This is a genomic window from Methylomonas lenta (assembly GCF_001644015.1).
Taxonomy (GTDB): Bacteria; Pseudomonadota; Gammaproteobacteria; order Methylococcales; family Methylomonadaceae; genus Methylomonas; species Methylomonas lenta.
Window position 1 is genome coordinate 1 of the sequence record NZ_LUUI01000101.1, and the last position, 26649, is coordinate 26649.

At 48.8% G+C, this 26649-nt stretch carries 31 protein-coding genes; 25 read left to right on the top strand and 6 right to left on the bottom strand.

Translation table 11 applies throughout. The features are described 5' to 3' along the window. The 3 genes from A1359_RS10280 to A1359_RS10290 all read left to right on the top strand — a co-directional run. Positions 1-488: ATP-binding protein (locus tag A1359_RS10280; RefSeq protein ID WP_198159319.1), on the top strand; the 488-nt coding region annotated here is incomplete at its 5' end. Beyond that, positions 481-810 (top strand): STAS-like domain-containing protein, encoded by a 330-nt coding sequence (locus tag A1359_RS10285; RefSeq protein ID WP_066981979.1) that lies wholly within the window; start codon positions 481-483, stop codon positions 808-810. The genes A1359_RS10280 and A1359_RS10285, both read left to right, overlap by 8 nt. A gap of 1 nt (position 811) precedes the next feature. Beyond that, positions 812-1270: a hypothetical protein gene (locus A1359_RS10290; RefSeq protein ID WP_066981982.1), complete on the top strand. Its 459-nt coding sequence runs from the start codon at positions 812-814 to the stop codon at positions 1268-1270. A gap of 360 nt (positions 1271-1630) precedes the next feature. Here A1359_RS10290 and A1359_RS10295 read toward each other — a convergent pair whose 3' ends face one another. Together A1359_RS10295 and A1359_RS10300 are read right to left on the bottom strand one after the other, a co-directional pair. Then, positions 1631-2389, bottom strand: a complete 759-nt coding sequence (locus A1359_RS10295) for a glycosyltransferase family 2 protein (RefSeq protein WP_066981985.1) — start codon at positions 2387-2389, stop codon at positions 1631-1633. A gap of 93 nt (positions 2390-2482) precedes the next feature. Further along, a complete protein-coding gene (locus tag A1359_RS10300; RefSeq protein ID WP_232322179.1) occupies positions 2483-3250 on the bottom strand; it encodes an LpxL/LpxP family acyltransferase in 768 nt (255 codons plus the stop codon). A gap of 231 nt (positions 3251-3481) precedes the next feature. Here A1359_RS10300 and A1359_RS22435 point away from each other — a divergent pair, with 231 nt between their 5' ends. Continuing rightward, positions 3482-3631 (top strand): hypothetical protein, encoded by a 150-nt coding sequence (locus A1359_RS22435; protein ID WP_157200520.1) that lies wholly within the window; start codon positions 3482-3484, stop codon positions 3629-3631. A 16-nt stretch (positions 3632-3647) separates the two neighbouring features. On the opposite strand, the gene A1359_RS21885 is transcribed toward A1359_RS22435, so the two are convergent. Beyond that, the gene (locus A1359_RS21885; RefSeq protein WP_083960584.1) at positions 3648-4088 is read right to left on the bottom strand and encodes a TRL-like family protein; all 441 of its coding nucleotides are present in this window, start codon (positions 4086-4088) and stop codon (positions 3648-3650) included. Positions 4089-4583: 495 nt separating this feature from the next. Between A1359_RS21885 and A1359_RS10310 the strand changes: the two genes are divergently transcribed. From A1359_RS10310 to A1359_RS10375, 13 genes are all read left to right on the top strand, one after another. Continuing rightward, positions 4584-5387, top strand: coding sequence for a polysaccharide deacetylase family protein (locus A1359_RS10310; RefSeq protein WP_066981991.1), 804 nt, complete (start codon positions 4584-4586; stop codon positions 5385-5387). Positions 5388-5770: 383 nt separating this feature from the next. Then, complete coding sequence (locus A1359_RS10315) at positions 5771-6298, top strand: general stress protein (RefSeq protein WP_066981993.1); 528 nt, start codon at positions 5771-5773, stop codon at positions 6296-6298. A gap of 252 nt (positions 6299-6550) precedes the next feature. Next, entirely contained in the window at positions 6551-7207 is a 657-nt protein-coding gene (locus A1359_RS10320) for an HAD family hydrolase (protein WP_066981996.1), read from the top strand. Between the two features lie 38 nt (positions 7208-7245). Continuing rightward, positions 7246-8031, top strand: a complete 786-nt coding sequence (locus A1359_RS10325; protein ID WP_066981999.1) for a PRC-barrel domain-containing protein — start codon at positions 7246-7248, stop codon at positions 8029-8031. Positions 8032-8104: 73 nt separating this feature from the next. Continuing rightward, positions 8105-10459, top strand: coding sequence for a phosphoketolase family protein (locus A1359_RS10330; protein ID WP_066982002.1), 2355 nt, complete (start codon positions 8105-8107; stop codon positions 10457-10459). Between the two features lie 7 nt (positions 10460-10466). Next, positions 10467-10901 carry a hypothetical protein gene (locus tag A1359_RS10335; protein ID WP_066982004.1) on the top strand — a complete coding sequence of 145 codons (435 nt, stop codon included), beginning with the start codon at positions 10467-10469 and terminating at the stop codon, positions 10899-10901. Then, positions 10898-11077, top strand: coding sequence for a hypothetical protein (locus tag A1359_RS10340; protein ID WP_066982008.1), 180 nt, complete (start codon positions 10898-10900; stop codon positions 11075-11077). The genes A1359_RS10335 and A1359_RS10340 overlap by 4 nt, the downstream gene beginning before the upstream one ends. A 30-nt stretch (positions 11078-11107) precedes the next feature. Then, positions 11108-11440, top strand: a complete 333-nt coding sequence (locus A1359_RS10345; RefSeq protein WP_066982011.1) for an HPF/RaiA family ribosome-associated protein — start codon at positions 11108-11110, stop codon at positions 11438-11440. Positions 11441-11608: 168 nt separating this feature from the next. Further along, on the top strand, positions 11609-12484 hold the full coding sequence (locus A1359_RS10350) for an ADP-polyphosphate phosphotransferase (RefSeq protein ID WP_066982014.1): 876 nt from the start codon (positions 11609-11611) through the stop codon (positions 12482-12484). 240 nt (positions 12485-12724) lie between these two features. After that, positions 12725-13021, top strand: a complete 297-nt coding sequence (locus tag A1359_RS10355; RefSeq protein WP_157200521.1) for a SpoIIAA family protein — start codon at positions 12725-12727, stop codon at positions 13019-13021. Positions 13022-13503: 482 nt separating this feature from the next. Then, positions 13504-16113 carry a chemotaxis protein CheB gene (locus A1359_RS10360; protein WP_232322180.1) on the top strand — a complete coding sequence of 870 codons (2610 nt, stop codon included), beginning with the start codon at positions 13504-13506 and terminating at the stop codon, positions 16111-16113. Next, positions 16097-18313, top strand: coding sequence for a putative bifunctional diguanylate cyclase/phosphodiesterase (locus A1359_RS10365; RefSeq protein WP_066982017.1), 2217 nt, complete (start codon positions 16097-16099; stop codon positions 18311-18313). The genes A1359_RS10360 and A1359_RS10365 overlap by 17 nt, the downstream gene beginning before the upstream one ends. Before the next feature lie 371 nt (positions 18314-18684). After that, a complete protein-coding gene (locus tag A1359_RS10375; protein ID WP_066982029.1) occupies positions 18685-19305 on the top strand; it encodes a BON domain-containing protein in 621 nt (206 codons plus the stop codon). A gap of 29 nt (positions 19306-19334) precedes the next feature. On the opposite strand, the gene A1359_RS10380 is transcribed toward A1359_RS10375, so the two are convergent. Next, complete coding sequence (locus A1359_RS10380) at positions 19335-20057, bottom strand: Crp/Fnr family transcriptional regulator (protein WP_066982032.1); 723 nt, start codon at positions 20055-20057, stop codon at positions 19335-19337. Between the two features lie 337 nt (positions 20058-20394). On the opposite strand from A1359_RS10380, the gene A1359_RS10385 reads away from it, so the two are divergent. Then, positions 20395-20796: a hypothetical protein gene (locus A1359_RS10385; protein ID WP_157200522.1), complete on the top strand. Its 402-nt coding sequence runs from the start codon at positions 20395-20397 to the stop codon at positions 20794-20796. Between the two features lie 15 nt (positions 20797-20811). On the opposite strand, the gene A1359_RS10390 is transcribed toward A1359_RS10385, so the two are convergent. After that, positions 20812-21255: a septal ring lytic transglycosylase RlpA family protein gene (locus A1359_RS10390; protein WP_232322181.1), complete on the bottom strand. Its 444-nt coding sequence runs from the start codon at positions 21253-21255 to the stop codon at positions 20812-20814. A gap of 209 nt (positions 21256-21464) precedes the next feature. Then, complete coding sequence (locus A1359_RS10395) at positions 21465-22028, bottom strand: PAS domain-containing protein (protein WP_066982041.1); 564 nt, start codon at positions 22026-22028, stop codon at positions 21465-21467. A gap of 385 nt (positions 22029-22413) precedes the next feature. On the opposite strand from A1359_RS10395, the gene A1359_RS10400 reads away from it, so the two are divergent. From A1359_RS10400 to A1359_RS10425, 7 genes are all read left to right on the top strand, one after another. Further along, positions 22414-22806, top strand: coding sequence for a hypothetical protein (locus tag A1359_RS10400; RefSeq protein WP_066982043.1), 393 nt, complete (start codon positions 22414-22416; stop codon positions 22804-22806). A gap of 169 nt (positions 22807-22975) precedes the next feature. Beyond that, positions 22976-23389 carry a carboxypeptidase regulatory-like domain-containing protein gene (locus A1359_RS10405; protein ID WP_157200523.1) on the top strand — a complete coding sequence of 138 codons (414 nt, stop codon included), beginning with the start codon at positions 22976-22978 and terminating at the stop codon, positions 23387-23389. Between the two features lie 285 nt (positions 23390-23674). After that, the gene (locus A1359_RS10410) at positions 23675-23848 is read left to right on the top strand and encodes a CsbD family protein (protein ID WP_066982048.1); all 174 of its coding nucleotides are present in this window, start codon (positions 23675-23677) and stop codon (positions 23846-23848) included. Positions 23849-23943: 95 nt separating this feature from the next. Beyond that, a complete protein-coding gene (smbP, locus tag A1359_RS10415) occupies positions 23944-24261 on the top strand; it encodes a small metal-binding protein SmbP (protein ID WP_066982050.1) in 318 nt (105 codons plus the stop codon). Positions 24262-24441: 180 nt separating this feature from the next. After that, entirely contained in the window at positions 24442-24591 is a 150-nt protein-coding gene (locus A1359_RS22440) for a lmo0937 family membrane protein (protein ID WP_157200524.1), read from the top strand. A 129-nt stretch (positions 24592-24720) separates the two neighbouring features. Beyond that, positions 24721-24942 (top strand): hypothetical protein, encoded by a 222-nt coding sequence (locus tag A1359_RS10420; protein WP_066982052.1) that lies wholly within the window; start codon positions 24721-24723, stop codon positions 24940-24942. 61 nt (positions 24943-25003) lie between these two features. Next, positions 25004-26635 carry an oleate hydratase gene (locus A1359_RS10425; protein WP_083960585.1) on the top strand — a complete coding sequence of 544 codons (1632 nt, stop codon included), beginning with the start codon at positions 25004-25006 and terminating at the stop codon, positions 26633-26635. The last annotated feature ends 14 nt before the right edge of the window (positions 26636-26649 follow it).

Consider the following 26649-nt stretch of genomic DNA (forward strand, 5'->3'; position numbering starts at 1 on the left):
GATTTAAGGGCGCTTACGGTTTATTCGCTAGTATGTCTGAGGCTGTTACTAATATAATTCATCATGCTTACAATGATGGTCAAACTAAAGAGTGGCGAATGTTTGCACAACATAAGGATGAAAAATTGACCGTAGCGATATGTGATCAGGGAATAGGAATACCAGGGTCGCTTAGACAAAAACCTGAAATAAAAGAGTATTTAAAATCTCCAATACATTTTGCAAAAAGGCGTCGTGATACGGCTCTTATTGAGGTCGCCGTTCAAAGCACTCGTAGTAAAACTAGATTACCACATCGTGGAAAAGGGTTGAAAGAGATGCTTGAACTTGTCAAAAGTGGCACTGTTGGAGGATTGCGTATTTTTAGTAAAAAAGGAGCGTTTGATTACAGCGCATCAATGAAGCTGGAGACTAGAAAAGATTATAAAACCGACATCAATGGAACAATTATCATTTGGGAAATATCATTGGAGTCAAACAATGAGTAATAAAGTTATTTGCATCGCTAAAAACTATTCAGATACTCCGGCTGGTCGCTATTATTCCGATGGGAGTTTTTCAGGAGAAAGATTTCGTGAAGAATTTTTATATCCTGCGCTAAAAGATAACGAGCACGTTGAAATTAATCTCGATGGAACCCTTGGGTTGGGGTCTTCATTTTTGGAGGAGGCTTTTGGGGGGCTTATACGAGAAAAGGGTATGTGTCTTGATGATATTAAGATGAAATTAGAAATTATTAGTCAAAGGGCGGTATACAAAAATCGTATTTGGGAGTATTTGGAAGAAGCCCAATTAGAAAAAGATAGATAACATGACGACGTGCGATGTTGCTGCAGTTGGTTGGGTTATTGCCCTAATTGGTTTTATTGTTAATAATAGATTCTCAAATCAAAGAGAAACTAGAAAGGAAATTCGAGCGAAGTTAGATCATCTTAATAAGTCACTCGACTCTCTTCTTGAGGCGTCTAGGAACTATTATTTAGATGATGCCGCTATTCTTTCTAAAGAATCAATTCGAATACATGAGGCTATTAATTCTTGTGACAGAATTATTCAAGAGCTTTCTAGGTTCAATAAGGACTGTAAGTTGCAACCTGATTTTTATATTATTTATGATGTTGTAACTGGCGGGAAATTCGAGTCTGCTAAACATCAACCTGGTGAGCATAATGGTCCCATTTGTAAAAGATTATCCATCCAAAAAGAAGCTCTTATGCAAAGTGCTGAAGATTGGTTTAGCGCAGCATTCAATCAAAGAGCTTTTACCTAAATAAATTGATAAGCAAACCGAAATACCTGACAGCCAGCAGGGTGCGGTAAACAACATGCACGGCTTCGTTCGCGATTGGTGCGGTTCGTAAACTCACCACACCCTACGCCTAGCTCTGCAAACGGTAGGTGCGATTTACCCTAAAGGGCATAAAAGCTTGCGTAATCGCACATTTCGCAGCCTACATTCCTCCGATTACGCTATCGTTAATCGGAGCTACGACACTTTATCATCCAGGATACGAGGGTGTGCGTTAAGGAATTTAACCGATCGTTCCTGCCGATTCGTCACCGCTACGCGGCTCTTCTGTGCTGAACTCAACAACTCAATACCGCTGTAAACTGGAATCGCTCCACAGTCCTAAGATTTTCCCAACTTTAGGCTTTGATTCCCACTCAGGCTTCGCCACAATCCAGGCAGAAAAAAACCGCGAATAAAAAGACGCCATGCCACCATGCGGGTGATACGAGCAATGTCCTTCACTGGGCGGAAATGACTGAGCCGGGCATTTTTGGGGTATGTGGTCTGAACCGGCACAAAGACGCATAGAAATCCGTGCCGAGCGGCTTCAATAATGATTTCGCTTTCGAAAACGAAGCTACGTTCACGGCTGGGTTTGAACCGGCAGTGCCTGAAAAGTTGCGCCGGATAGACCCGGAATCCCGACTGACTATCTTCAACTGTCTGGCCCGAAGCCCAGGCGATCCAAAAGTTGGCGAAACGGTTGGCACGGTAGCGGGCGATTGGCATCACCTCACGGTTCCACAGGCGAGAGCCAATCACCAGACGGTCTGGCTGAGCATCCGCCGCCATTAATAGTCTTGGAATATCGGTCGGATCGTGCTGACCGTCTGCATCCATTGTCACGATGCCCTTTGCACCGCGTTGCAATGCCGTTTGCATGCCATTGAATAAACTCGCAGCCTTACCCAGATTCTCGGGATGATGCAGTAGTGTTATCGGCAAATCCGAGATTTGTTTCGACGTGCCATCGCTGGAGCCGTCATCAACTACGATCACTCTGCCGAGATGCCGTAGGGCAGCTTGTACCACTTTGCGGATGGTGGCAGCCTCGTTGTAGGCAGGAATCACCAATGTGTATTCGTCTCGTTCGTTCATGCCATTTACCCCATTCACTCAGTCGGCATTATGCACAAATATCGGCATGCCGGTATCCAGAGCCATGGAAAGCATGCTTAGTTAGCCAAGATCTTATTCGTCCGACTGCCAGAAATCATAAAAATTGAACCAGTTATAAGGTGCCAGTTTGCAGTAATGTTCTAGCCGGTTGGCATAGCACTGCATGATGTCATGGACGGCAGCCTCACGCTGGTAACGTCCGACTTGCGGCGGATCGGCCAGATATTCAAACCTGATCTCGTAGCGCCCATTGCCCTGGTGCAGGCAAAAGAACAAAACCAGCGGGATGTCGAGAATTCGCGATAAAAGGGCTGGTGCTTCAGGAAACCAAGCCTGTTCGCCGAAGAATTCGCAGCGAATCCGTTTGCTGGCACGCACACTGCGGTCTCCAAGTAGCGCGATAATGCCACCTTGACGCACATGCTGGTCGAGACCAACCAAGGATCCTGCTCCGCCGCCCATGTAGATAATGTCCTTGAACAGTGACGGATTCAGCTTTCGGTACATCTCGGTAATGCGAGGTGTACCCTCTCCGTAAACCAAAGCCTTGATACGATATTCGTTCCCCAGCATTCCAACCGCTCGAGCAATCTCGAAGCTGCCGAGATGGGCGCCTACCAGTATGCAGCCGCGTCCGGAGCGAACGTAACTATCCAGCACCTCCACACCTTTGATAGTAATGTCGAGTCGCTGACCTTGGCCGGCAAAGATGTAGAGTCTATCCAATAGTGTGTTGGCGAAGGTATGGTAATGCCGAAATACATCAGTCCAGCCGCATTCACGGCCCAAAACACGCCGCAGAAAATCACTGGAGGCGGCGCGGGTACGGAATGAGAACACAACGAAATAGGCTGTGATCGGGTATAGCAGTAGGCAGGATAGCCATCGCCCGACCCGCAGGGAGATCCAGTTGATGGTATTCAACCAGAACTGGTTACTCCGCTCCGGTAATTCTAGCCAGGCCTGTTTCATATAGCCGCAATCTCGAAAATATCAACGACCGGCCAGCAGCCGAGAGTCTGGTAAGTTAATAAAGGTATATCGTTCACGCGGCAGTAGGTCTGTTCCTTCATGAATATTGATTTGCACTGGGTACCCATTGGTCGGACGGTGCAGAGGGGTGGCGACGCAGCCAAATTCAGCGAACCGACGCCATTCCTACATAACGTAGATATGCCGGACTTGCCGCCTACCACCCCGCATTTAATTGCCAACTCGTGAATCAAGAACACAGTAATTAGTGGCCTCTTACTATGGTGCACCATTCGCCGACAACGTTTAGCAAGTTTCGCGCCGAGTGATCCACTGAAGTGACCTCTTTGATGTTGCCGTTTTCCTTTGCCGCACGGACACTGGCATCACCGCGCGCCAACAAGCCCAGAATGGATTCTGCGCAGGCTTTTCCTTCCTTCAATGTGCCGGGGTTGGCAGATTCACCGGTTGCTATGTCGCCCCATATGACTTCAGTTCCCAAAACACCTTTGATCGGCGAATCGACGATCATGCACCCATTTAGAACGACTAAGAGACTCATCGTGCCAAATACCAGGAATGTTCTATTGGGCACTCGTTTCTGCACTATGGTTCGGGTGAGTGTATTGCTCAGACCGAATTTCCAAGTCACCCCTAATTGCTCATTTGGTGCTACCGATTGGCCTTTAATTTGATCTCGAGTCATTGCCGTTCTCCAAGAAGTTAGATATTTAATGAGCTTGATTGCCCATTGTTATTGAATGGTTCGTAGGCAAGGTTTGGACGCATTACTTTTCTGCTTGGAAGAAGAAAAAACTATACTGCGTCCAGCCATGCCCACTCTTGTTTGCCATGACCGTATAAATCCGACGGCTACTTTCAGAAAAAGCGCAGATCGTTGAACACGGTAAGGAGTAGGGCGGTGTGGCCTTAATGCCAGCCAATACCACCTTCACGTTAAGCTGAAGATCATCTTGCCGTGTGCATCTACTCAGGTAGCCAAACTACAGTAGTGTCTTTTGTTGGTCTGTACGCTATCGCACAGACCAACAAAAGCCTGATGTGTGAGGATGAAGTGAACCCTATCGGTGTCGAGTTCCGGCACTATTGAACCTCGAAGATGATTATTAATAGTTTCCGGATTGTGTGGTTTGAGGGGCTTTGTGTGATGGCCTACTAAATAAGCGAGGAAGATACATAATTGAACGGTACTTTTAAAACCAAGCTAACCCTGCAGTCAATTATTTGGCTTGTACCCTTGATTGCCAGCCTTATGACAGGTTGCATGACTGGGTTTGATGCCAGCTATCCAGTTGGACAAGCCTCGACGAAAAGTGTCGAGTTTATGCTTAGCTTTGATGATGGGCCGCTGCCCGATCAAACCGAGCGTGTGCTGGCTATCTTGGCAACGCTTAGAGCCATTGATGGCTCACCAATAAAAGCTGGTTTTTTTCTGTTGGCCGATGCGCCTGATGAATTTTGGCAGCGGCGGATTTATTACGCACCTTACGAACTCTGGACAGATAAGGGCAGTATCGCAAAATACCCAATAATTGCCAGACAGATAAAGCAGGCCGGTCATATTATCGGTAATCATTCGACGCATCACGCATGGCTTCGATGGCCTTGGCTGGATACACAGGAGGCCGTACTGAGCGAATTTACCGAATGGGAAGCCATTTCTGAGCGGGTTTTAGGTGTATCAAATGTGCGCTTGTTTCGACCACCCTATTTAATTATCAATACAGATATGCGAGAAACAGCCGAGCGATTAGGTTATCAGATCGTTATGGGAGAATTGGTCGGCGATGCCATACCGGATATGACGGTCGAAGGGATCAAGCAAAAGACTCAAACCATTCTGGCGGCATGGAGCAAGCCTTACCCCTGCGTTTTAATATTCCACGATAACCGTCCTACCACCTACCAACATCTCGATGAAATTGTCGGCAATCTGCAGCAACACGGTTACCGGCTGGTAAATTTTGACCCCAAACGCTTGTGAAGTAAGCGGACCAATTTTCGTTTATCGATCTGCGCTGACGTATCAAACGGCCTTACAAACATTGGCTTGCTACAAAGCTGTTTGACCAGATTGGCAACTCTAATCGTCGGAGTAGCCAAAGTCTATGTGCGCTGTCGAACAGACAGATTTGCTGGTTAAAGTCATAGTAGTCTCCAAGATAGCGATCTCAGGGATGATCCTGCTGTTCGAGGTCGAACTCAGCAAATAATCAATCCTGGCGTATCTAGGGTTTTATGCCGGCAGTCGTCGAGACCGACTGGCATTATTCCTAATACACTGCACTTAACCGCTTATGCCTGGGCGACAGCGAACTGTTAAACAGGCTTTAGCGTTCTTATTAACTCACTCTTTGGAGAATCTTCATGCCCGAAAAACACAATTCAGCCGTTGGTCTTTTTAGCAATCACCAGGACGCCGAAAGCGCGGTCAAGGAATTGCAAAAGTGTGGCTATGACATGAAAAAACTGTCGGTAGTCGGTAAGGATTATCACAGTGAAGAAAATGTGATTGGCTACTACAACACCGGTGATCGCATGGCGACCTGGGGGAAGTTCGGACTGTTTTGGGGCTGGATTTGGGGACTGCTTTTCGGTTCCGCATTCTTCTTGATTCCGGGAATTGGCCCGGTCATGGTCGGAGGCCCTTTGGTAAGTTACATGATCGGCGCACTTGAAATGGCGGTAGTCACCGGCGGTCTCACCGCTCTTGGCGGCGCACTCGCCAGCATTGGCATTCCGAATGACAGCGTTATTCGCTACGAAACCGCACTGAAGGCCGACAAATTTATTCTCATTGTTCACGGAACCCTGCAGGAAGTGGCAAAGGCTAAGGATATTCTGATGCAAAACAGTGCTGAAGAGGCCAATGTGCATGAAGTGGTTGCCGATTAAGGGTCTGGTTAGCAATATCAGCCTAAATGGATACCCCATTCAAAACACAGTCGTTCCGGAGGGTGTCGTAAAAGGTTGGATGGGCAGAATGCAATGACTTTAAAAGCGCTATAGTGAACCCCGTTATTTTGATTTTGTTGGGTTTCGCTCTGCTCTACCCAACCTACATTTGGTTTTTACGATGGCATAGTTAAATCATTATAAGACGCCGACACTGAATGCTTAGATTCAATCGACGGAGGCAAAAACACGATGAATACACCCCCCGCAATCACCTGCTTATTTATTGATATCGGCGGTGTTTTACTCACCAATGGCTGGGATCATATAACTCGTAAACAGGCTGCCAGCCACTTCAAACTGGATTGGGAAGAGATGGAAGAGCGGCATCAGTTGAATTTCGCTATTTACGAAGAGGGTAGGTTGAGCCTGGATCGCTATCTGAGCCGGACAATTTTCCACGAGCAGCGATCCTTCTCAGTGGATCAGTTCCAGTCATTCATGTTTGTGCAGTCTCATCCCTTTCCCGACATGATCGAGTTGTTTCGCAGCCTCAAAGCCCAATACGGCTTGAAGATCGTTGTGGTCAGCAACGAGGCGAGGGAACTCAATGCTTATCGGATTCGCAAGTTCAAGTTAGATGAGCTTGTGGATGCTTTTATTTCTTCGTGTTTTATACATCTACGCAAGCCCGACGAGGCCATTTTTCAGCTAGCACTAGACATCGCTCAGCAACCTGCTAGCCAAATAGTCTTTATCGACAACACTAAGATGTTTGTGCAGATTGCCGAAAATTTGGGCATGAACGGTATTCATCACACCGATTACACCTCCACATGCGTGCAACTGGCCGCATTTGGTTTGCGGAATACTGCAGACTCGGCCACGGCGCTCGTTAACTCCGCATGACCGCAGCACGTCACTCAAACTTAAAAAGGAACCTTACCATGCTCATTAAAGCTACAACCCTAAAGGGTTATAAATTGGACAGTCTCGATGGTGAAATAGGACAGGTTGATGAATTCTACTTCGATGATCAGCACTGGGCGATTCGTTATCTAGTTGCAAACGCCGGAAATTGGCTGACCGGCAGGCTGGTATTGATATCCCCCTACGCGTTGAAAAGCGTCGATAGTAAGACGAAACACATCGGCATTGGTTTGAGTCAACAGCAGATTGAAGAGAGTCCATCTTTAAATAGTCATAAACCCGTCTCGCGCCAATTCGAAGAAGCCTACTACGGCTATTACGGTTGGCCAATGTACTGGGCTGGCCCCTACATGTGGGGATATTCTCCGTATATTGAGCGTGATCGTGAGCTTTGGATAGCGTCTTCCGAGGAGCAGATCGGTTGGGACCCGCATTTACGCAGTACTAACGATGTCAGCGGTCATCACCTGCAAGCAACCGATGGCGATATTGGTCATGTCGAGGATTTCATCATCGATGCTGAAACCTGGGCGATTCGTTATTTGGTCATCGCTACCCAAAACTGGTGGCCGGGGAAAAAAGTGCTGGTTTCACCACGCTGGATCGAGCGTATTAGCTGGGATGATTCGACTGTGTTCATCAATCTTCCCCGCGAAACCATCAAACATTCACCGGCTTACAACGAAGATACTATTCTCGATAGAGAATATGAACTCAGGTTGCATCAGCACTATGAGCGTCCTGCTTACTGGGACGATTTGCTGAGGGATAAGCCAGCTTCTCTGCCAAAAAATCCGAAATAAAGACTTACTGGTAAGGGCGGTACAGGTTTCCGTAACCGGTTGCCTCAATCGCCCCTCAATTAGGATATTAGTCATGAAAACCGCCACACTTGCCCCTGAACAGCTCTACACGATAGATGCTTATTGGCGCGCCGCTAACTATCTGTCGGTTGGGCAGATCTATCTGTTCGATAATCCGCTATTGAAGAAGCCGCTCAAGCTGTCGCACATCAAACCCCGCCTGCTCGGGCACTGGGGCACGACGCCTGGACTAAACTTTGTCTACGTCCACTTGAATCGTGTTATCAAGGAGCATGATCTGAACGTAATCTACATTACCGGGCCAGGGCATGGCGGGCCCGGGCTGGTGGCTAATGCTTATCTAGAGGGTACCTACAGCGAGGTTTATCCCAATATCGCTCAAAATGAGTCGGGGATGAAGCGGCTGTTCAAACAGTTTTCCTTCCCCGGTGGCATTCCGAGTCATGTAGCTCCCGAGACGCCGGGCTCGATTCACGAAGGCGGTGAATTGGGTTATTCGCTATCGCATGCTTACGGAGCGGCGTTCGACAATCCTGACCTGATCGTTGCGTGTGTCGTCGGCGATGGCGAAGCCGAGACCGGCCCTCTGGCTGCCAGTTGGCATTCGAATAAATTTCTCAATCCTGTCCACGACGGCGCCGTGTTACCCATCTTGCATTTGAACGGCTACAAAATTGCCGGCCCCACGGTGTTGGCGCGCATTCCACGTGACGAACTGGACGCGATGTTTCGTGGTTTCGGTTACACGCCGTATTTCGTCGAAGGCGACGATCCGCTGACGATGCACCAACTGATGGCTGCCACGCTGGACACCGTGATCGGCGAGATCCAACGCATCCAAACCGATGCCCGTGCCAACGGCTTCAAGGTACGTCCGAATTGGCCTATGATCATCTTGCGCTCACCGAAAGGCTGGACCGGCCCTAAGGAAATCGATAACAAACCTAGCGAGGGAACATTTCGAGCGCATCAGGTTCCGATGGGCGACATGAGTGAACCAGAACATGTGAAGATTTTGGAAAAGTGGCTAAAAAGCTATCATCCGAAGCAATTGTTCGACAAGAGCGGCAAACTGGTTGCCGAATTGGCTGAATTGGCGCCAACAGGCGAGCGGCGCATGAGTGCCAATCCCCACGCAAACGGAGGGCTCTTGTTACAGGAACTGCATCTGCCTGATTTTCACGACTACGCAGTTAAGGTGTCCTCGCCTGGCGCCGTGGAGGCCGAAGCCACCCGCGTGCAAGGGGAATTCATTCGCGACGTGATCAAATTGAACCCCAAAAACTTCCGTATCTTTAGCCCAGACGAAACGAATTCAAACCGCTGGGGCGCTGTGTTCGAAGTGACTAACCGTTGCTCGACTGCAGAAATTGTGCCCAGCGACGATCACGTTGCCGCCGATGGCCGAGTGATGGAGATATTGAGTGAGCATCAGTGCGAAGGTTGGCTCGAAGGTTATCTTCTTACTGGGCGTCACGGATTTTTCTCCTGCTACGAAGCATTTATCCACATCATTGATTCGATGTTCAACCAACATGCCAAATGGCTCAAGGTTTCGAATCAGATTCCCTGGCGCCGCCCGATTGCATCCTTGAACTATCTGCTTTCTTCGCACGTCTGGCGGCAGGATCATAACGGTTTCAGTCATCAGGACCCAGGCTTCATTGACCATGTCGTGAACAAAAAGGCGGAAGTCATTCGTGTCTTTCTGCCACCCGATGCCAACACTCTACTCTCGGTAACGGATCATTGCCTTCGTAGCCGCAACTACGTCAACGTTATCGTTGCCGGCAAGCAACCCTCGCCGCAATGGCTTGATATGGATGAGGCCATTAAACATTGTACCGCTGGTTTAGGTATTTGGCCGTGGGCCAGCAGCGATCAGGGTGGCGAGCCGGATGTCGTCATGGCCTGTTGCGGCGACGTGCCGACGCTGGAAACCCTGGCCGCCGTAGAGTTGTTGCGGGAATACTTTCCCGAGCTGAAAGTCCGGGTGATAAATATAGTCGATTTGATGAAACTCCAACCCCAAAGCGAACACCCGAATGGTCTGAACGACAAAGATTTCGATCTACTTTTCACCAAAGATAAGCCGATCATCTTCGCCTTCCACGGTTATCCATTACTCATCCATCGCCTGACCTATCGCCGCAGCAACCACTCGAACCTGCATGTGCGTGGCTACAAAGAAGAAGGCACCACCACTACGCCCTTCGATATGACGGTATTGAATGACCTGGACCGGTTTCACTTGTTTGGCGACGTGATTGATCGCCTCCCGCAACTGGGAGCGCGCGCCGCCTATGCCAAGCAGGCCATACGAGACAAACTCATCGAACACAAACAATACATCAGAAAACATGGCGAGGATATGCCGGAAATTCGTAATTGGAAATGGCAAGGGTGAAACGACTATGGCACTACGCTTAATTGAGAGGGTAGTTCCGGAGCAGGATGGCGCAGAAGTTTTCAATCTGCTCAAGGACCACAAGGTGCTCGAACACCGGCAGATCCGTTTATCCGACGAAGAAGTACTGGTGCGGATTTTGTTGGATGCGGAACAGAGTGAGTCGGTGCTGGATCGGTTGGGGGAACGTTACGCCGGCCAGGAAGGTAACCGTGTGGTGATTCTGGCTTGTGTAAGCGACATTGCCGCGCGACGAGTCAGAACCTATCGAGCCGCCCGAACAAGCCAATCCGAAGGAAAAGTCACCGGAGCGGATCAGCCGGGAGGAATTATACGAGGACATCAAAAATGCCGCGTAGTGTATGCGGGTTTATCTGGCAATGGTGATGGCGCCCTTGCTCGGGCCGAACATGGCCTTGTCGCTCGGCACGACGCTGGTTGACTAGTGCAATCCAGACGGCACTGGCCGGGGTGACGACGTTTCTGCTGCAAGGCATTCATCCGGCAACCTGGTGGGAGAAAAATCAAGCCGAAAAAGCCACGCACACAGCACTCAAGCTATGGGTAGGAATGTTGGCGGTATTGATCGTACTAATACTGCTGTTTCAAAAGAGCTGAACATTATCATAATCAAAATACGAGAACACCATGCAAATTCAAATTAATACCGACCACAATATCGAAGGTCACGAGGCAATGGCCGCTCATGTCAGTAGCATCGTAGAAAGTGCCTTGAGCCAAGTCAGCGATCACATCACGCGAGTGGAAGTCCACCTGAGCGATGAGAACAGCGACAAGAAGCACGGCAATGTTGACATTCGTTGCATGATGGAAGCACGCCTCGAAGGTCACCAGCCGGTTGCGGTCACTCACCATGCTGAGGCCTTGCATCCAGCGGTTGACGGCGCTGCTGATAAGTTGTGCAGATTGATCGATAGCACCTTAGGGCGTCTACGCGATCAAAAGAGCCATAAAGAATGATCCGCCAGCACCGCAGATAGCCAATCTGTCGTCCGCAGCATGAAAGCCTTGTTAGGTAATCAATACTTTCCATGATCGTCATGCCGATATGGAAGCCGGTATGACGAACTTGCACATTAATTCTACAAGGTAGTATTAACGCAGGTACAGCAAACAGAAGGTAAGCAGATGAAAATTAATATCAAAGATTTCCGGGTGCCGGAAGGCGAAAAGGTCAACCTCAAAAAATGGCCGACGCTGGTGGACCCGGTGTACAAGTCAAAGAAGAAGTACCACAAACTACTCGAAGCACAGATTGAAGAGTTAAGCTCGCTGCAACGACTTCACTATGCCTCTGACCGTTACTCGCTATTGCTGATTTTTCAGGCTATGGATGCCGCCGGCAAGGACGGCGCTATCCGGCACGTCATGTCCGGTGTCAATCCGCAGGGCTGTCAGGTATTCAGCTTTAAACACCCCAGCGCTACAGAACTGGATCACGATTTTTTGTGGCGCAGCTCTCAGTGTTTGCCGGAACGCGGCCGGATCGGCATTTTCAATCGCTCCTACTACGAGGAGGTATTGATTGTTCGTGTGCATCCGGAGATCTTGCGCAGCCAAAAGCTGCCGGATGATTTGCTGCAAGAAAAAACCATTTGGGAGGAACGCTATCGATCTATTTTAGACCTGGAAAAGCATCTTTATCGTAACGGCACACGGATCATCAAGTTCTTTCTGCATCTATCCGAAGAAGAACAGCGCAAGCGCTTTCTCGATCGCATCGACGAGCCGGAAAAAAACTGGAAATTCAGTGTTGCCGACATTGAGGAGAGGAAATTCTGGAATCAGTATATGCAGGCCTATGAGGCCTGCCTGAGTGCAACCAGTACCAAAAACGTACCCTGGTATGTGGTGCCCGCTGACGACAAGAAGAACGCCCGGCTGATTATTTCCGAGATTATTCTGGATACGTTTAAGGCACTCAACATGAGCTATCCCGAAACCTCCTCAAAGCGCCAGAAAGAATTATTGGCGATCCGCAAGCAACTTGAGAAGCAAGCTTGAGAAAGTGGTTGTGGTTTTAAGGACCTGGTCGAAATTAACGTCCCGATTTTGCCCGGAGTCTAAAGGCGGAGTGCAAGCTTTAGCTTGTAAACAGGCTGCCCTGCGCAAGCTAAAGCTTGCAGTCCAGACGATGTCGGGAAGTTGTTTGCGGTCATGTTTTATGTCATTCATTATCACCCCACCAGGCATTTCCACTGGTCAAAGTGATCATTAGTAAAATTGATTTATAAGGAGTCCAAAATGTCCATACAACTCATCGAAGAAAACGGCGGCAAGCTGCTGGTCGTTCAGGTCAGCGGTAAGCTGGTTAAAGCGGATTACGAATATTTTGTACCCGAGTTCGAGCGACTGGTCTCGCAGCACGGGACGTTGCGGCTGCTGTTCGATATGACTGACTTTCACGGTTGGGAGCTCAGCGCGGCTTGGGAGGATTTCAAGCTCGGCATTGAACACTTTGCCGACATAGAGCGACTGGCGATGGTCGGGGAAAAACAGTGGCAGCAGGGCATGGCGATATTCTGCAAGCCGTTTACGTAAGCGAAGGTCCGATACTTCGAGCACGCTGATGCAGACGTGGCGCGGCGTTGGTTGGCTGAAATGTAACGTCATGAAATTGGTTCTGGCTCGACTAAACCGAACTCAAGCTGAGGCGAAGAAAGCTTGATCGAAGCAGTCGTGATGCTGTCAGCGTCATCCACGTCGTATTTTTGAAGCAAAAATAAATACATGCACTAACCTAAGCCTAGGGAGGGAAGTGAGTTTGCCGCAACGACTGTCAAGCGTTCACAGTTGTTATGTGCGTTAACGAACCGACCTGGGGCTATAACCCTGTTATTTTTAAAAACAGCTAGTCAGCTTGGCTTTCGGTTAACGGATTGTGTAACTTCTCAATTTCGGTTTTGCGGCGTGACCATAAACTCTGAATTGTGAAAAAACTGTCCATCAAATTCGAGTTATGGGATGGTAAAAATATTGTGATCTGACCCGCTGCACTCATCCAACTCCAAGTGAACTAAATAATGGATAAATCCCTGGCTACCAGATCAGGCCCTGCTGCCTTAATACAATTCGGCACCAACACAACAATGGTCAAACCCGGCGAGGGTAGCAAACCAAGCCTCAACGCTGAAGGCACACCGACAGTGATTGCTGTCGGCGCCTCAGCTGGTGGGCTGGAGGCCTTGGAGCAATTTTTTGCCCAGGTTCCGGCTGTCAGTGGAGTGGCGTTTGTGGTAATTCAGCACCTCGATCCTCATCGCCAATGCCTGTTGCCTGAGATATTGCGGCGTATTACCCCGTTAAGCGTGATCCAGGCCTGCGACCATATGAAAGTCGAGCCGAACTGGGTGTATGTGATTCCCCCCAATAAAGACTTGTCCATCCTGCACGGCAAACTGCAACTGCTGGATCCTTCGACGACACGAGGGCTGCATTTACCCATCGATTCGTTTTTTCGGGCTTTGGCCGACGATCAGCATGAACGGGCCATTGGTGTGATTTTATCGGGAATGGGTTCGGATGGTACCTTGGGTTTACGCGTCGTCAAGGAAAATGCCGGCTTGGCAGTGGTGCAAGCACCGGATTCCGCTAAATTCGATTCGATGCCGCGTAGCGTCATCGACGCCGGTCTGGCGGATGTCGTCGCGCCGCCGCAACAGCTGTGGGAAAAGATACTGGCTTATCTCAAGCATAGTCCGAGTGGCTTGTATGCGGTGCCGGACAAAATACTGTCGTTAAAAAACCAAAGTTCTCTCGAACAAATTGTGATTCTGCTGCGCGAACGCACTGGTAATGATTTTTCGCTTTACAAAAAACACACCCTTTATCGCCGCATCGAAAGGCGCATGGGGCTGCATCAAATCGACGTGATAGCGCAATATGTGCGTTATTTGCGCGAAAATCATCAGGAACTGGATTTGTTGTTCAAGGAATTGTTGATCGGCGTTACCAGTTTTTTTCGCGATCCGGCGATCTGGGAATCTGTGAAGAGCGATGCCATCCCGGCGCTGTTCGCAAAATACCCGAACGGTAAAGCCTTGCGGGCCTGGGTGCCGGCTTGTTCGACCGGCGAGGAAGCTTATTCTCTGGCTATCATCTATAAGGAAACCTTGGCGGCAAGCAACTGTCAGCAGCCGTTTAAACTACAAATCTTTGCCACCGATCTGAATCAAGATGCCATTATAAAAGCCCGCCAAGGTTTCTATCCGGCCAATATTGCCGAAGATATGTCGGCGGATAGACTGAGCCGTTTCTTTACTGTCGACGGCGACGGCTATCGCATCAAAAAGGAAATCCGCGAGATGGTGATTTTTGCGCCACATAATGTGATTATGGATCCGCCTTTTACCAAGCTGGATATATTGTGCTGTCGTAATTTGTTGATTTACCTGAGCCAGCCGTTGCAGAAGAAACTGATCTTGCTATTCCACTACGCGCTCACGAACCACGGCATACTGTTGCTCGGTAATGCGGAAACGATAGGTGGTTCTAATCATTTATTCACTGCAATTGATAACAAGTCCAGGCTTTACCGGAGTATCAGCAGCCCGTTTAGCTTGGATGTCGATTTCCCAACTAAATATTTTCCAGTGGCGTCCATGTTTGAAGAAACCGACAAAAAACAGCTTGTCGCCAACCTGCAAAACTTGGCAGATCAATTATTGCTACAACACTACGCGCCAGCGGCGGTATTGGTTAATACCGATGGCGACATTCTTTACTTCAGCGGCCGTACCGGTAAATACTTGGAGCCGGCCGCCGGTAAGGCTAATTTGAATATCCATGCCATGGCCCGCGAGGGGCTGCGGCATGAACTTATAAGCGGGCTAAAAAAAGCCAGCAGCCAAGTCGAAGCTGTGCACATGTCCGGTCTGGTGGTGGCTAACGATCGCGGTAGTCAAACCATTAATCTATTGGTAAAGGCCATTAGCAAACCCGAAGCCTTAAAAGGACTATTGATGGTGGTGTTTACCGATGTGGCGGCGCCACTCGCCGGCAGAGCAGCAAGTGAATTGCCAAACGCCGCGCAAAAATTGCTAGAGACTGAACTGTTGCAAGCCCAGGAAGACTTGCAATCCCAACGCGAGGAAATGCAGAGCTCACAAGAAGAACTGAAGTCCGCTAATGAAGAATTACAGTCCTCCAATGAGGAACTGACTACTTCAAAGGAAGAAATGCAGTCTTTAAACGAGGAACTACAAACCGTGAATGCCGAGTTGCAGACCAAAATCGACGATCTGTCGCGGGTCAGTAACGATATGAGCAATCTGTTGAATAGCATGGAAATCGCCACGGTATTTTTAGACAACGCCCTTAACATCCGCCGTTTTACCAGCCCCATTAGCCATTTGTTCAAGTTGATTGCCGCCGATGTCGGGCGGCCGTTGTCAGACATTGCCAACGATCTGGACTATCCTGAACTGTATCAAGATGCGCAGGAAGTACTGAGTACGCTGGTGTTCGTGGAAAAGCAGGTCAGAGCGCGCGACGAGCGCTGGTTCAAGGTGAGAATCATGCCTTACCGAACCCGGGAAAATTTAATCGATGGTGTGGTGATTACCTTTATCGACATTTCCGCAACCAAGCAACTGGAAGCCGAGTTAAGGAGTACTCATGAACGGTCGGCATAATACAGACGTCGATAGTGGGGAATTACGCCAGCGTGCCGAGCGTCAACTCGCCGAGAAGCCGTCCGGAAATTCGCCCAAATTGGAACAACGACTGTTGCACGAATTGCAAGTGCATCAGATTGAATTGGAGATGCAAAACGAGGCCTTGCGAGAAGCGCAAACCAACGCCGAGCAAGCTTTGGAGCGCTATGCCGAACTGTTCGATTTTGCTCCGATTGCTTATTTTAGTTTAGGGCGAGATGGCATTATCAGACAGACGAATTTTTGTGGCAGTAAATTGTTGGGTAGTGAGCGGTCCAACTTAGTCGGACGTCATTTTGTCCAATACATTTCCCAGGAAGATAGGCACATATTCAATCTCTTTCTGGACAAAGTATTCACCCACGACGGCGTACAGCGCTGCGAGTTAACGCTACAGAATGATTGTTGGATCATCATCGAGGCGAGTGCGGATACTAGCCGACAAAGCTGTCTTGCGGCGGTATTGGATATCAGTAATCGCAAACAGAACGAACAAGAGTTACAACTGGCGGCGACTATTTATTTGGCGCTGGAAGAAGCGATTACGGTCACTGATCAAAATGACCGGATTATCGCTATTAACCGGGCCTTTACTAACTTGACGGGCTACACAGCGGAAGAGGTTATCGGTCAGACTAGGTCGCTACTTAAATCCGGACGACAGGATAATGTCTTTTATCAGACTATGTGGAACAAGCTTAATACTACGGGGAAATGGCAGGGCGAGATATGGAACCGGCGTAAAAACGGCGAGGAGTACCTTGAGTATTTGTCCATCAACACGCTCTATAGTGACAAGGGTAAGATCATCCGCCGGGTGGCTACATCCTCCGACATTACTGAAAAAAAACGCACGGCTGAGATTGTTCATAAACAGGCTAACATCGACCCCCTGACTGAGCTGCCCAATCGACGCATGTTTCTGGATCGGTTGCAGCAGGCCATCAGTAAAACGCACCGCGGACATAAAAAATTGGCGCTGATGTTCCTGGATCTGGATCATTTCAAGGACGTCAACGACTCACTGGGTCACGACATGGGCGATCTTTTACTCAAGGAAGTCACGCAACGCATGCTAAGCTGCATCCGCGAGACCGATACCCTGGCGCGACCGGGCGGCGACGAATTCACGCTGATTATGGGCGAACTGCATGACACCAATAGCATCGAGCGCGTGGCTCAATCCATATTGCAGGCCATGATGGTGCCATTTCAGTTGAAAGGCGAATGCTGCCATGCCTCTGTTAGCATCGGCATAGCCTTGTATCCGGACGACGCCGACAATCTGGAGGAGTTGCTGAAGAAAGCAGACCAGGCCATGTATGCTGCTAAAGATTTGGGTCGCAGCCGTTTCAGCTACTTCACGCCAGCCATGCAGGAAGCCGCAGAAATTCGATTGCGCTTGACCAATGACTTACGCCATGCAATGGACAATCATCAAATCTGGGTGGCTTATCAACCGATTGTGGATTTGGCTACCGGCGAAATTAGCAAAGCCGAAGCGTTGATACGCTGGCAGCATCCAGCTCGCGGCCTGATAAGCCCCGCTGAATTTATGCCTGTCGCCGAAGATACCGGTCTGATTACCGAGCTTGGCGAATGGGTATTCCATCAGGTGGCCAAGCAAGTGGCCGATTGGCGCGTCGCTTATTACCCACTGTTTCAAGTCAGCATCAATAAGTCTTCCGCACAATTTCACAACGACGCCGACAAACTGAGCGATTGGTTGGCGCATTTAGAGGGCCTGGGGCTGCCCGGCGGTTGTATTGCGGTGGAAATTACCGAGGGACTGTTGCTTGACACATCTTCCGTTGTTTCAGAAAAATTGCTGGCTTTAAAAAGCGCCGGTGTCCAGACCTCGCTTGACAATTTCGGCACCGGCTACTCGGCATTAGCCTATCTGAAAAAATACCACATCGATTTCTTGAAAATAGATCGGACCTTTGTTTCCAATCTAACTGCCAACTCCAGCGATATGGCCTTATGCCAAGCCATTATCTTGATAGCGCATACTTTGGGTATGAAGGTCATCGCCGAAGGGGTGGAGACAGACGAGCAGCGCGACTTGCTGCTGAAAGCCGGCTGCGATTACGGCCAAGGCTATCTGTTTTCGAAGCCGGTGACTGCAGAAGAGTTCGAGAAATTGATTAACCCCGCCCTTAATAACCGTTCGCCTTGAGCCTGTCGAAGGGTACATTCCATCCGCTTCGACAAACTCAGCCCGAACGGAATAGCCGTAATCAATAGGGCAGGGGTGCTATCTGACAAAAGCTGGGCAGTTCAAGTGACTTTTTTATCAGAGCATTTCAAAAGCTTAATCTTATCTATGCCGCCGCTTGCTTGCCGACAGACTTGATAGTTTAGAGTCATTTTCTGGGTTGAGAATGTAGGCTTATGTTCGACAGCGTACAGACCGGATCGGGTCTTATCCTTAAAATCAAAAACAGCTTTAAATAGCCGGATTACCAAAGCTGTGGCCGTTTTTCGCACGGTATCAATATTGCCTGACTCGCCACGCTTCCAAACAACACCATATTCAAGGAACAAGCTATGAAAACCACACCTGATTCTATTCAAAAGTCACTAACTAACCGGATGCTTGCCATTAGTTGTCTGGCCGCGGCACTTGGGCTAGTAGCCTGTCAACCCGAAGGTTCTGCAGAAAAGGCCGGCCAGAAGATTGATAAAGCCGTCGAAAACGTTGGGCAAAAAGTAGAACAAACGACTGAAAGCGCGGATAAAAAAATGGATTCAGTTAAGCAGACCGTCGCAGAGCAGGCTGACAAAACTGGCGCCACTATCGATGAATCGAAAGATACGGCTAACAGCGAGCTGAAAAAAGCCGGAGAAGCTTTCGATAAAGCCATCAACAACACAGGCAAACAATTGGTAGATGCCAAGGAAGCAGTAGTCGATGCTGCCAGCACAACGGGCGAATTTATTGATGACTCGGCTATCACAACACAAATCAAAGCCTCAATGATAAATGACGAGTTTCTTAAGGCGTCTGTCATTGAGGTGACTACTGTGAATGGCGTGGTGACTTTAAAAGGCAGCTTAGACTCCGAGCAACTGGTAGGACGAGCGATAGGCTTGGTGAATAGCCAGCAGGGTGTGAAGTCGGTTCAGAACGAGTTGATGGTCAGTGACAGTGTGCCGAGCAAGCAATAATGGCCTTGTCGCCCCTAGATTTCTCCGCTTCAATCAGTCGTACGCGGCGAGGGGAGAAGTCGGTCGGATTCGATTTTGACCACTTGGTAACATTCGCAAACACGGGCTTCCAAGCCCGGTCTATCCAGTGCCAGGATTCGTCCCCGACTGTAATGAATCAAACCGGCGTCTTGCAGTTTGCCGGCGGCTGCCGTGACACCTTCCCGGCGCACGCCCAGCATATTGGCGATTAATTCCTGCGTCATGGTCAATTCGTTAGTAGGCAATCGATCCAGACTGAGCAGCAACCAGCGACACAGTTGTTGATCGATTGAATGATGTCGATTGCAGACAGCGGTCTGCGCCATTTGGGTAATCAGCGCCTGGGTATAACGCAACAGCAGATGATGTATCGTTCCGTGCTGATTGAATGCCTGCACGATTAGCTTGCCGCGCAAGCGATACGCCTGCCCGGCACTTTGTACCACGGCCCGGTTGGGCATAGTGCCACCGCCCATGAACACCGCCACACCGACAATGCCATCGTTACCGACCACTGCAATTTCCGCCGACGAACCATTTTCCATCGCATACAACAGCGAGACGATGCAATTAGTTGGGAAATAGACGTGACACAACTCACCGCCCGATTCGTATAGGACTTCGCCAAGCTTCATGTCAACCAGCTCAAGATGCGGGAACAGGAGATCGTATGCCTCAGCAGGCATTGCGCGTAGTAATTGGTTCTGGCAGAGATTGTTAAGTTCGGTCATAAAAAGGGTGTTAATCGCGTTTAATTTCCCGATAAAACATTTGCTGCCGCATTGGCGGGATTCTGTTGCCTTTGTCTGGTTGTGTGCAGCGCCTCTAAAGTCAAATAACCTTATGTGCGAAATCGATGGGACTGAATCAGATTACGCTGAGTCTAAATGACTTCCGCTTGGTTTGCTAATAAATGTTTGAAATAACCTACATGTTAGACAGTCTTCACGGCCATACTGGTAACTCGCTGTAAGCAGTTTTCCCAGTTACCGCGGTTGTTTTGACTGTTTCGGATTTGCGGAAGTCGCCGGACAAACCGAAAAAAATGAACTCAGAGTACAATCCGCCATGTTAATCAAGAACCTTTGGTTGCTATCGCAACGAATGATGCCATTTCCCAGAGCGAGCAGTAACAGCGCCTTTATTGTCGGCATATCATTATCGGCGCCGACGTATCTGTTGTACATTTTGAAAGCCAGCGGTCTCAGTGCATATGGTGTTGATAATCCAGAGGTGTTTGCAGGCATCGTGACTTACGGGTTGCTAACCTTGCTGTTGTTCGTGATTGACATCAGAAGTCTGGCGCCAAAAGCATTGAAAACCTCAATACCTTGGGTCTACTTCCCCACCAATCAGGCAGGCTGGAATTATCTGTTCAGGTTATTGGGACGAGTGCTGGTTTGGCTGCTGGGCATTGCCACAGGCGCGGGTCTGCTTGCCGCGTTGCAATATCTAATGAAGCTCTTCTAAACGGGGTGGCTGCGATTATTTGGCCGGGGACGGTTTGGCTTTGCGTTTGACGGGGCGCTTTTTGTGCTTGGCCTTAGTCACAATCTTGACTTGGACTGTGCCGTCTTTTTTCATGTCCAACTTATTAGCCGCCGCACCTGAGAGATCGATGACGCGATTTTCGACATTGGGACCGCGATCGTTGATGATAACCTCGACTTTTTTGCCGTTTTCAAGGTTGGTCACCGTGGCTTTGGAGCCCATCGGCAAACTGGGGTGGGCGGCGGTCAGATCTTTTTGATCAAATGTATCGCCATTGGCGGTTTGCTTGCCTTGCAGGCCGGGCCCATACCACGACGCTTCGCCGACTTCTTTGTGAGTGGGTTCGGGGGTAGTGCTGGCCGCTTGCTCAGGTTTTTTTTCAACGTGTGTGGACGGGGGCTTTGATTTACAAGCGGACAGCGTCAATAAACTGATCAAGACGGCACAGGAGATATTTAAAATGCGTGAGTGGGACAACATGGAGTGGGTCTATTGTATTTTGTGTGATGCATCAGATATCTCCTGGAAGAGGGCATTTGTAATCGTTAGCTATAGGTCTAGCTAGGTTAAAAATTACAGGAATAGTAACTCGGTGTCGGTGCGGTAGCGCACCATGGCGATAATGGATAACCGAGATGGATTTATCCCTACTCGGCCAGTTTGTTGTGGCTGATATCGGTGAAGGCTACCCGTAGCACAGAGCGCGAATTCGCCAATTCCCGACGTAGGCAGTCGAGATGGGCATAAAACATAGCCCCATCGCCACGCTGCATTTGTATGCAGAATGTTTGTTTCTCTGGGGTAGCAGATGACATCATTTTTCGGAACAAGCGATACCAATTGTCGCTATCCTGAGGGGCGATATGCTTGGAGAAACGACTATAGGTTAACTTGCTGCGATCGACGCCCAGTAAGGTGGTCCCTGCCAGGTTGATTTCGCTGATGTTATCGTCCTGATCAATGCTGATATAGCCGACCGGAGCGAATTCATACAGATCCGTATAACGTTCCAGTGCTTCTTCCAAGGCGATATGAGTGTTTCGTAACTCCTCATTCTGCATTTCCAGCTCGACCTTGTGAACCAGAAGTTCATGCAGCAGCACTTCGGTATGCTTGGCTGTCGTCTCTTGCGGGGATAAACTGGCAACCAGCGCTTCTGCCTGTGCCCTCAGTGACTGTCGACGTTCAATGCCGTCCCATTTTTTCTTCATAGTTTAGTTTCTCCAGATCGACGAGTCGCCGATATTTGCTGTCGTTTAGTCAATGACGGATCAGTGTTATTGCCCAAAAATGACCAATCCTAAACTCTATCGCGATCAGTCCGTCGCGTATGTGCGCTAGCGAACTGTGTTGGCTTATCGAAAGGTATTTAATTATCCCTGATGTTTATCAGAACCGCTTATTTTTCAATCGAAGAAACTGAGTTTCATATGTTTAGAAAATGATAGGCGGCGCATACACTAGTAACAGGTTCATGTGTATTCAATGACAACGATTAATCGCCACACGCTAGGCGACCAACATTACAGATTGTTTAAAGCCTAAACAGAGCAAATTTTTCACCTTTAGATTGCGGGCTAACCCGCGGGAGGTCTTATGAAACCAATGACATTACATTTCAAACAGCGTTGTCTGACGTTTTCTCTAATCCTGATATTGTCGGGTTGTTCCACTGCTTTGGTCAAAGACGACACGGAGCAATCCAGCGCTGGGACGTCTCATTGTTCCGGCTCGGAGTGGGTAGATGACTCCACAATTGCCGTGGTGCCGATTCCGGTGGTGGCGCTGTTAATGCCTCACGCCGATCTTAACGACATTAAGGCCGATGATTACCTCAAACGTTGCGGGGATAGCTCCAAGCTGATCAACCGAGAAGTTGTTATTGGACACGGTGCCTGTGTGCCGGCCGTGTTGACGCGGGTTTTGACACTAGGAATCTGGCAATGGTGTCCGGCAACCGTGTCCTGGGACGCTGATGTGCGCCCTTGATTATTAAATGCTAGTGCGTGCTGGCGAGCTAATTTCCTTGCTGCCACGGCTGGGTGGTTTTCCCCTGGGTTACAACATTCATCCTTGTTGTGCGTTAGCGAACCGACAGAAAGTCCAGTTCCAGTAATCTGAACCGTTGCTGACTGTATGCAAGCGAGGAGTTATGTTTATGAAAATAAGATTTATTATTCCCTGGGCAATGTTAAGTTTTTTGGTGTTTGCCAAAGATCCTCTGATCAAGCTGCAAACCCAAGGTGAAATTAGCTTCGTCAGTGGCGGGGTTGGGGGCGATGAGCGAGATGCAATGCATGCCATTCGTAGCGATTATAACTTGAATCTATTGTTTTCTGAAGCTGGCAGCGGAGAGTATCTCAGCGATATCAAAGTTTGTATCAAGGATGCTGGCGGCAATAACTTGCTAGAAACGATAGCTGATGGCCCTATGTTTTATACCAAGCTTAAGCCGGGGCGTTACACCGTGAGCGTGGATCTAGACGGCAACACCATCGATAAAACCGTAAATGTTGGCAACCAACAAAGCGTATCGCATTCGTTCACCTGGCCGAAACAGCAGGGAAACTAAGCTTATCCGCGTTGGCCAAAAAATGATTTTTATCGGGGTCTTAGTGACAATAGGCACTCTGTTGATTTTGTTTACCATGCGTTATTGGATTCTGAAATGAGTCGGCTTTTCTCCAGTCATTTGATTTTTGGGGAAAAGTCTGTGAATTTAGCTTTTAAGCTATGTGCGCTGCCGTACCGACCTAATGCAATTTTGCAGGTATCCTTTCAATTGAGCGATCGGAAACATTATTCCTCGCTTTGGGCATGGCTAATCTGGTCATGGCTAACACACCAGGAGATACTCATGAACAAAGATCAAGTGAAAGGCCGTGTTGAAGAAGTCAAAGGAAAAGTCAAGGAAGCCGCCGGCGTAATACTGGATGACAAAGGGATGGAGATCGAAGGCAATATCCAGAAGAACGTCGGTAAAGTCCAATCGGGTTTGGGTGATCTCAAGCACGATATTGAAAAAGAATAATTAAATCTAGCATTGCTGAGCCGTGCAGTTAAGTCTAAAAACTATCTCCGCACGGTCGTAATGAGGATCTGTTAAAAATTTTAGAGGAAATACACATGAAACTGACCAATATGAAACTCACCGGCTTATGCGCTGGTATCGTTTTAACCTTCTGCTCTTTTGGTGTATATGCGGCGGAAAGCCACATGGCAGAATCCCTGAAACATGCGGAGGCTGCGGCCAAAGCCACCGATGCAAAAGCTATAGCAGAGCATGCTGAGATAGCGAAAGGCCATGTAAGCATTGCTGAAGAACATTTGAAAGCCGGTGCCAAGAATCTGGATGATGCCATTGAACATGGCAAACAGGGACACGCTGACTTGGCGAAAAAATCCGCCGAAGCAGCAGTCACCCATCTTAAAGCTGCCCAATAATATACCTTCGCTAATGTAATCGGCACGGGGCGAATAGCCCCTGCTATTAGTTTTGTTACTGAAGATGAACATCAAACTTACCGCTCATGATCGAACTGGCTATGACCTTCGGCATGACTTCATTGGTTAATTTTCGGTTTGCATCGTCATCATTTGACGACCCTGTTTGGAGAAACACTCATGCTTGAAACAATTGCAATCCTCCTGATTATTGGTTGGGTGCTTGGTTTGGTCTCGTCGTACACACTGGGCGGATTTATTCACATTCTGTTGGTTATAGCGGTCGTTGTGATCGTGCTTCGTGTCATTCAAGGCCGACGGCCGCTTTAAAAGAGCGAAATGTGCTCATACAATGCGCTGGCCCGCTGTGGTCCGCACGTCAGGTAGCCTGTAGATCCATATCAAAAGTATTGGTGGTTTACAGGCTTGCCATTATTCTGAATGGATAGGAGATATGCGATGAGCGTAATCAAAATCATGGCGATTTTGTTGATCATAGGTGGCTTATTGGGCTTGGTGTATGGTCAATTCAGCTACACAAGAGAAACTCAGGAAGCCAAGTTAGGCCCATTGGAGTTGTCGGTTAAAGACACCAAAACGGTCAATGTACCTGTTTGGGCGGGTGTGATGTCAATAGTCGCCGGCGGTGGATTGCTGCTTTTTGCGAGTAAAAAAGGCTAGTAGCCAACCTTTTCACAGCATTACCACAAGACGCTGCCGTAGTCGTCATTAGGAACCCAGCATGCAACAAACTAATCAAATAAATAATCTCGAAGCTTCAAGCAAGCACGATGCAATAACCCTCGGCAACCGAAAGGCTTATTTCGTCGGCAGCGGCATCGCCTCTCTGGCGGGCGCGGCTTTTTTAATACGAGACGGTCTTATTCCAGGCGAAGCGATTCAGATTTTCGAGGAACTCAAGATCACCGGCGGCAGTTTGGATGGTGCCGGTTCGCCGGATAAAGGCTATGTGATTCGCGGTGGGCGGATGATTGAAGAGCATTACGTCTGCACCTACGATTTATTTGCCAGCATCCCTTCACTGACTGACCCGGCCAAGAGTGTCAAAGACGAAATTTTCGAGTTTAGTCGAAAATATGTCAGCAATTCGCGCTGTCGTTTGGTTAGAGACGGCCAAAAAGTCGATGTGTCGTCGTTCGAATTGAGTGAAAAAGATCGTTTGGATTTAGTATCTTTGATGATGCATTCCGAACATTCGCTTGGCGCCAAGCGCATTGAAGATTGGTTTTCTCCGACGTTTTTCGAGAATAATTTCTGGTTGATGTGGGCAACCATGTTCGCCTTCCAACCCTGGCATAGCGTGGTAGAACTGAAACGCTATTTATTGAGATTTATTCAGTTATTTCCCGATTTCAACAAAATGGGCGGCGTCTGGCGCACACCTTATAATCAATATGATTCGATGATATTGCCGCTGGTTAACTGGCTTAAGGCGCAAGGCGTGCAGTTCACGTTGAACACCGAGGTTACAGGGCTTGATTTTGATTTAGGCGCTGAGCAGCGATCGGTAAAAGGCATTCGCTATAGCCGGGATGGCAAGCCTGAATGTATTGCCGTCGCAGCGGATGATCTGGTGTTTGTGACGTTGGGCTGCATGACAGAAAATTCCAGTCTGGGGACTATGAGTTCTCCGGCTATTTTGAACACAACAAAATCAAATGGCGCCTGGTTGCTATGGGAAGACATTGCCAATGGCCGCCCAGGGTTCGGACATCCCGCAGTGTTTGCCGATCATATCGATCAGACCAAGTGGCAGTCGTTCACCGTCACGCTCACAGACCCAGCGTTCTTTGATTTCATAGAAGAATTTACCGGCAATCAGGCCGGTACCGGGGGCTTGTTTACCTTGACGGATTCGAACTGGTTTATGAGTATCGTGCTGGCGCATCAGCCGCACTTTATTAATCAACCCGAGAATGTTTACGTATTTTGGGGCTATGGTTTATTCCCGGATAGAATCGGTAATTTCGTCAACAAATCCATGTCCGACTGTAGCGGTGAAGAGATTTTAAGCGAGCTGTTTCAACACCTCAAACTCGGCGATCAGGCGCAATCAATTATTGATACGGCAAACTGTATTCCCTGCCTGATGCCGTTCATCACCAGTCAATTCATGCCCAGAGTCGAAGGCGATAGGCCGGATGTGGTGCCCGTTGGTGCCAAAAATTTTGCCTTTATCGGCCAATTCTGCGAACTCCCCGATGATGTGGTGTTTACCGTGGAATATTCCATCAGGTCGGCGTTAACCGCCGTCTATAGCCTGCTGGATATAAAAAATGAAATCCCGCCGGTATTCAAAGGTCAGCATGATGTTGGAGTGCTGTTTAATGCACTCAAAACGATGCATCGATGATAGCCTTTTGCCGG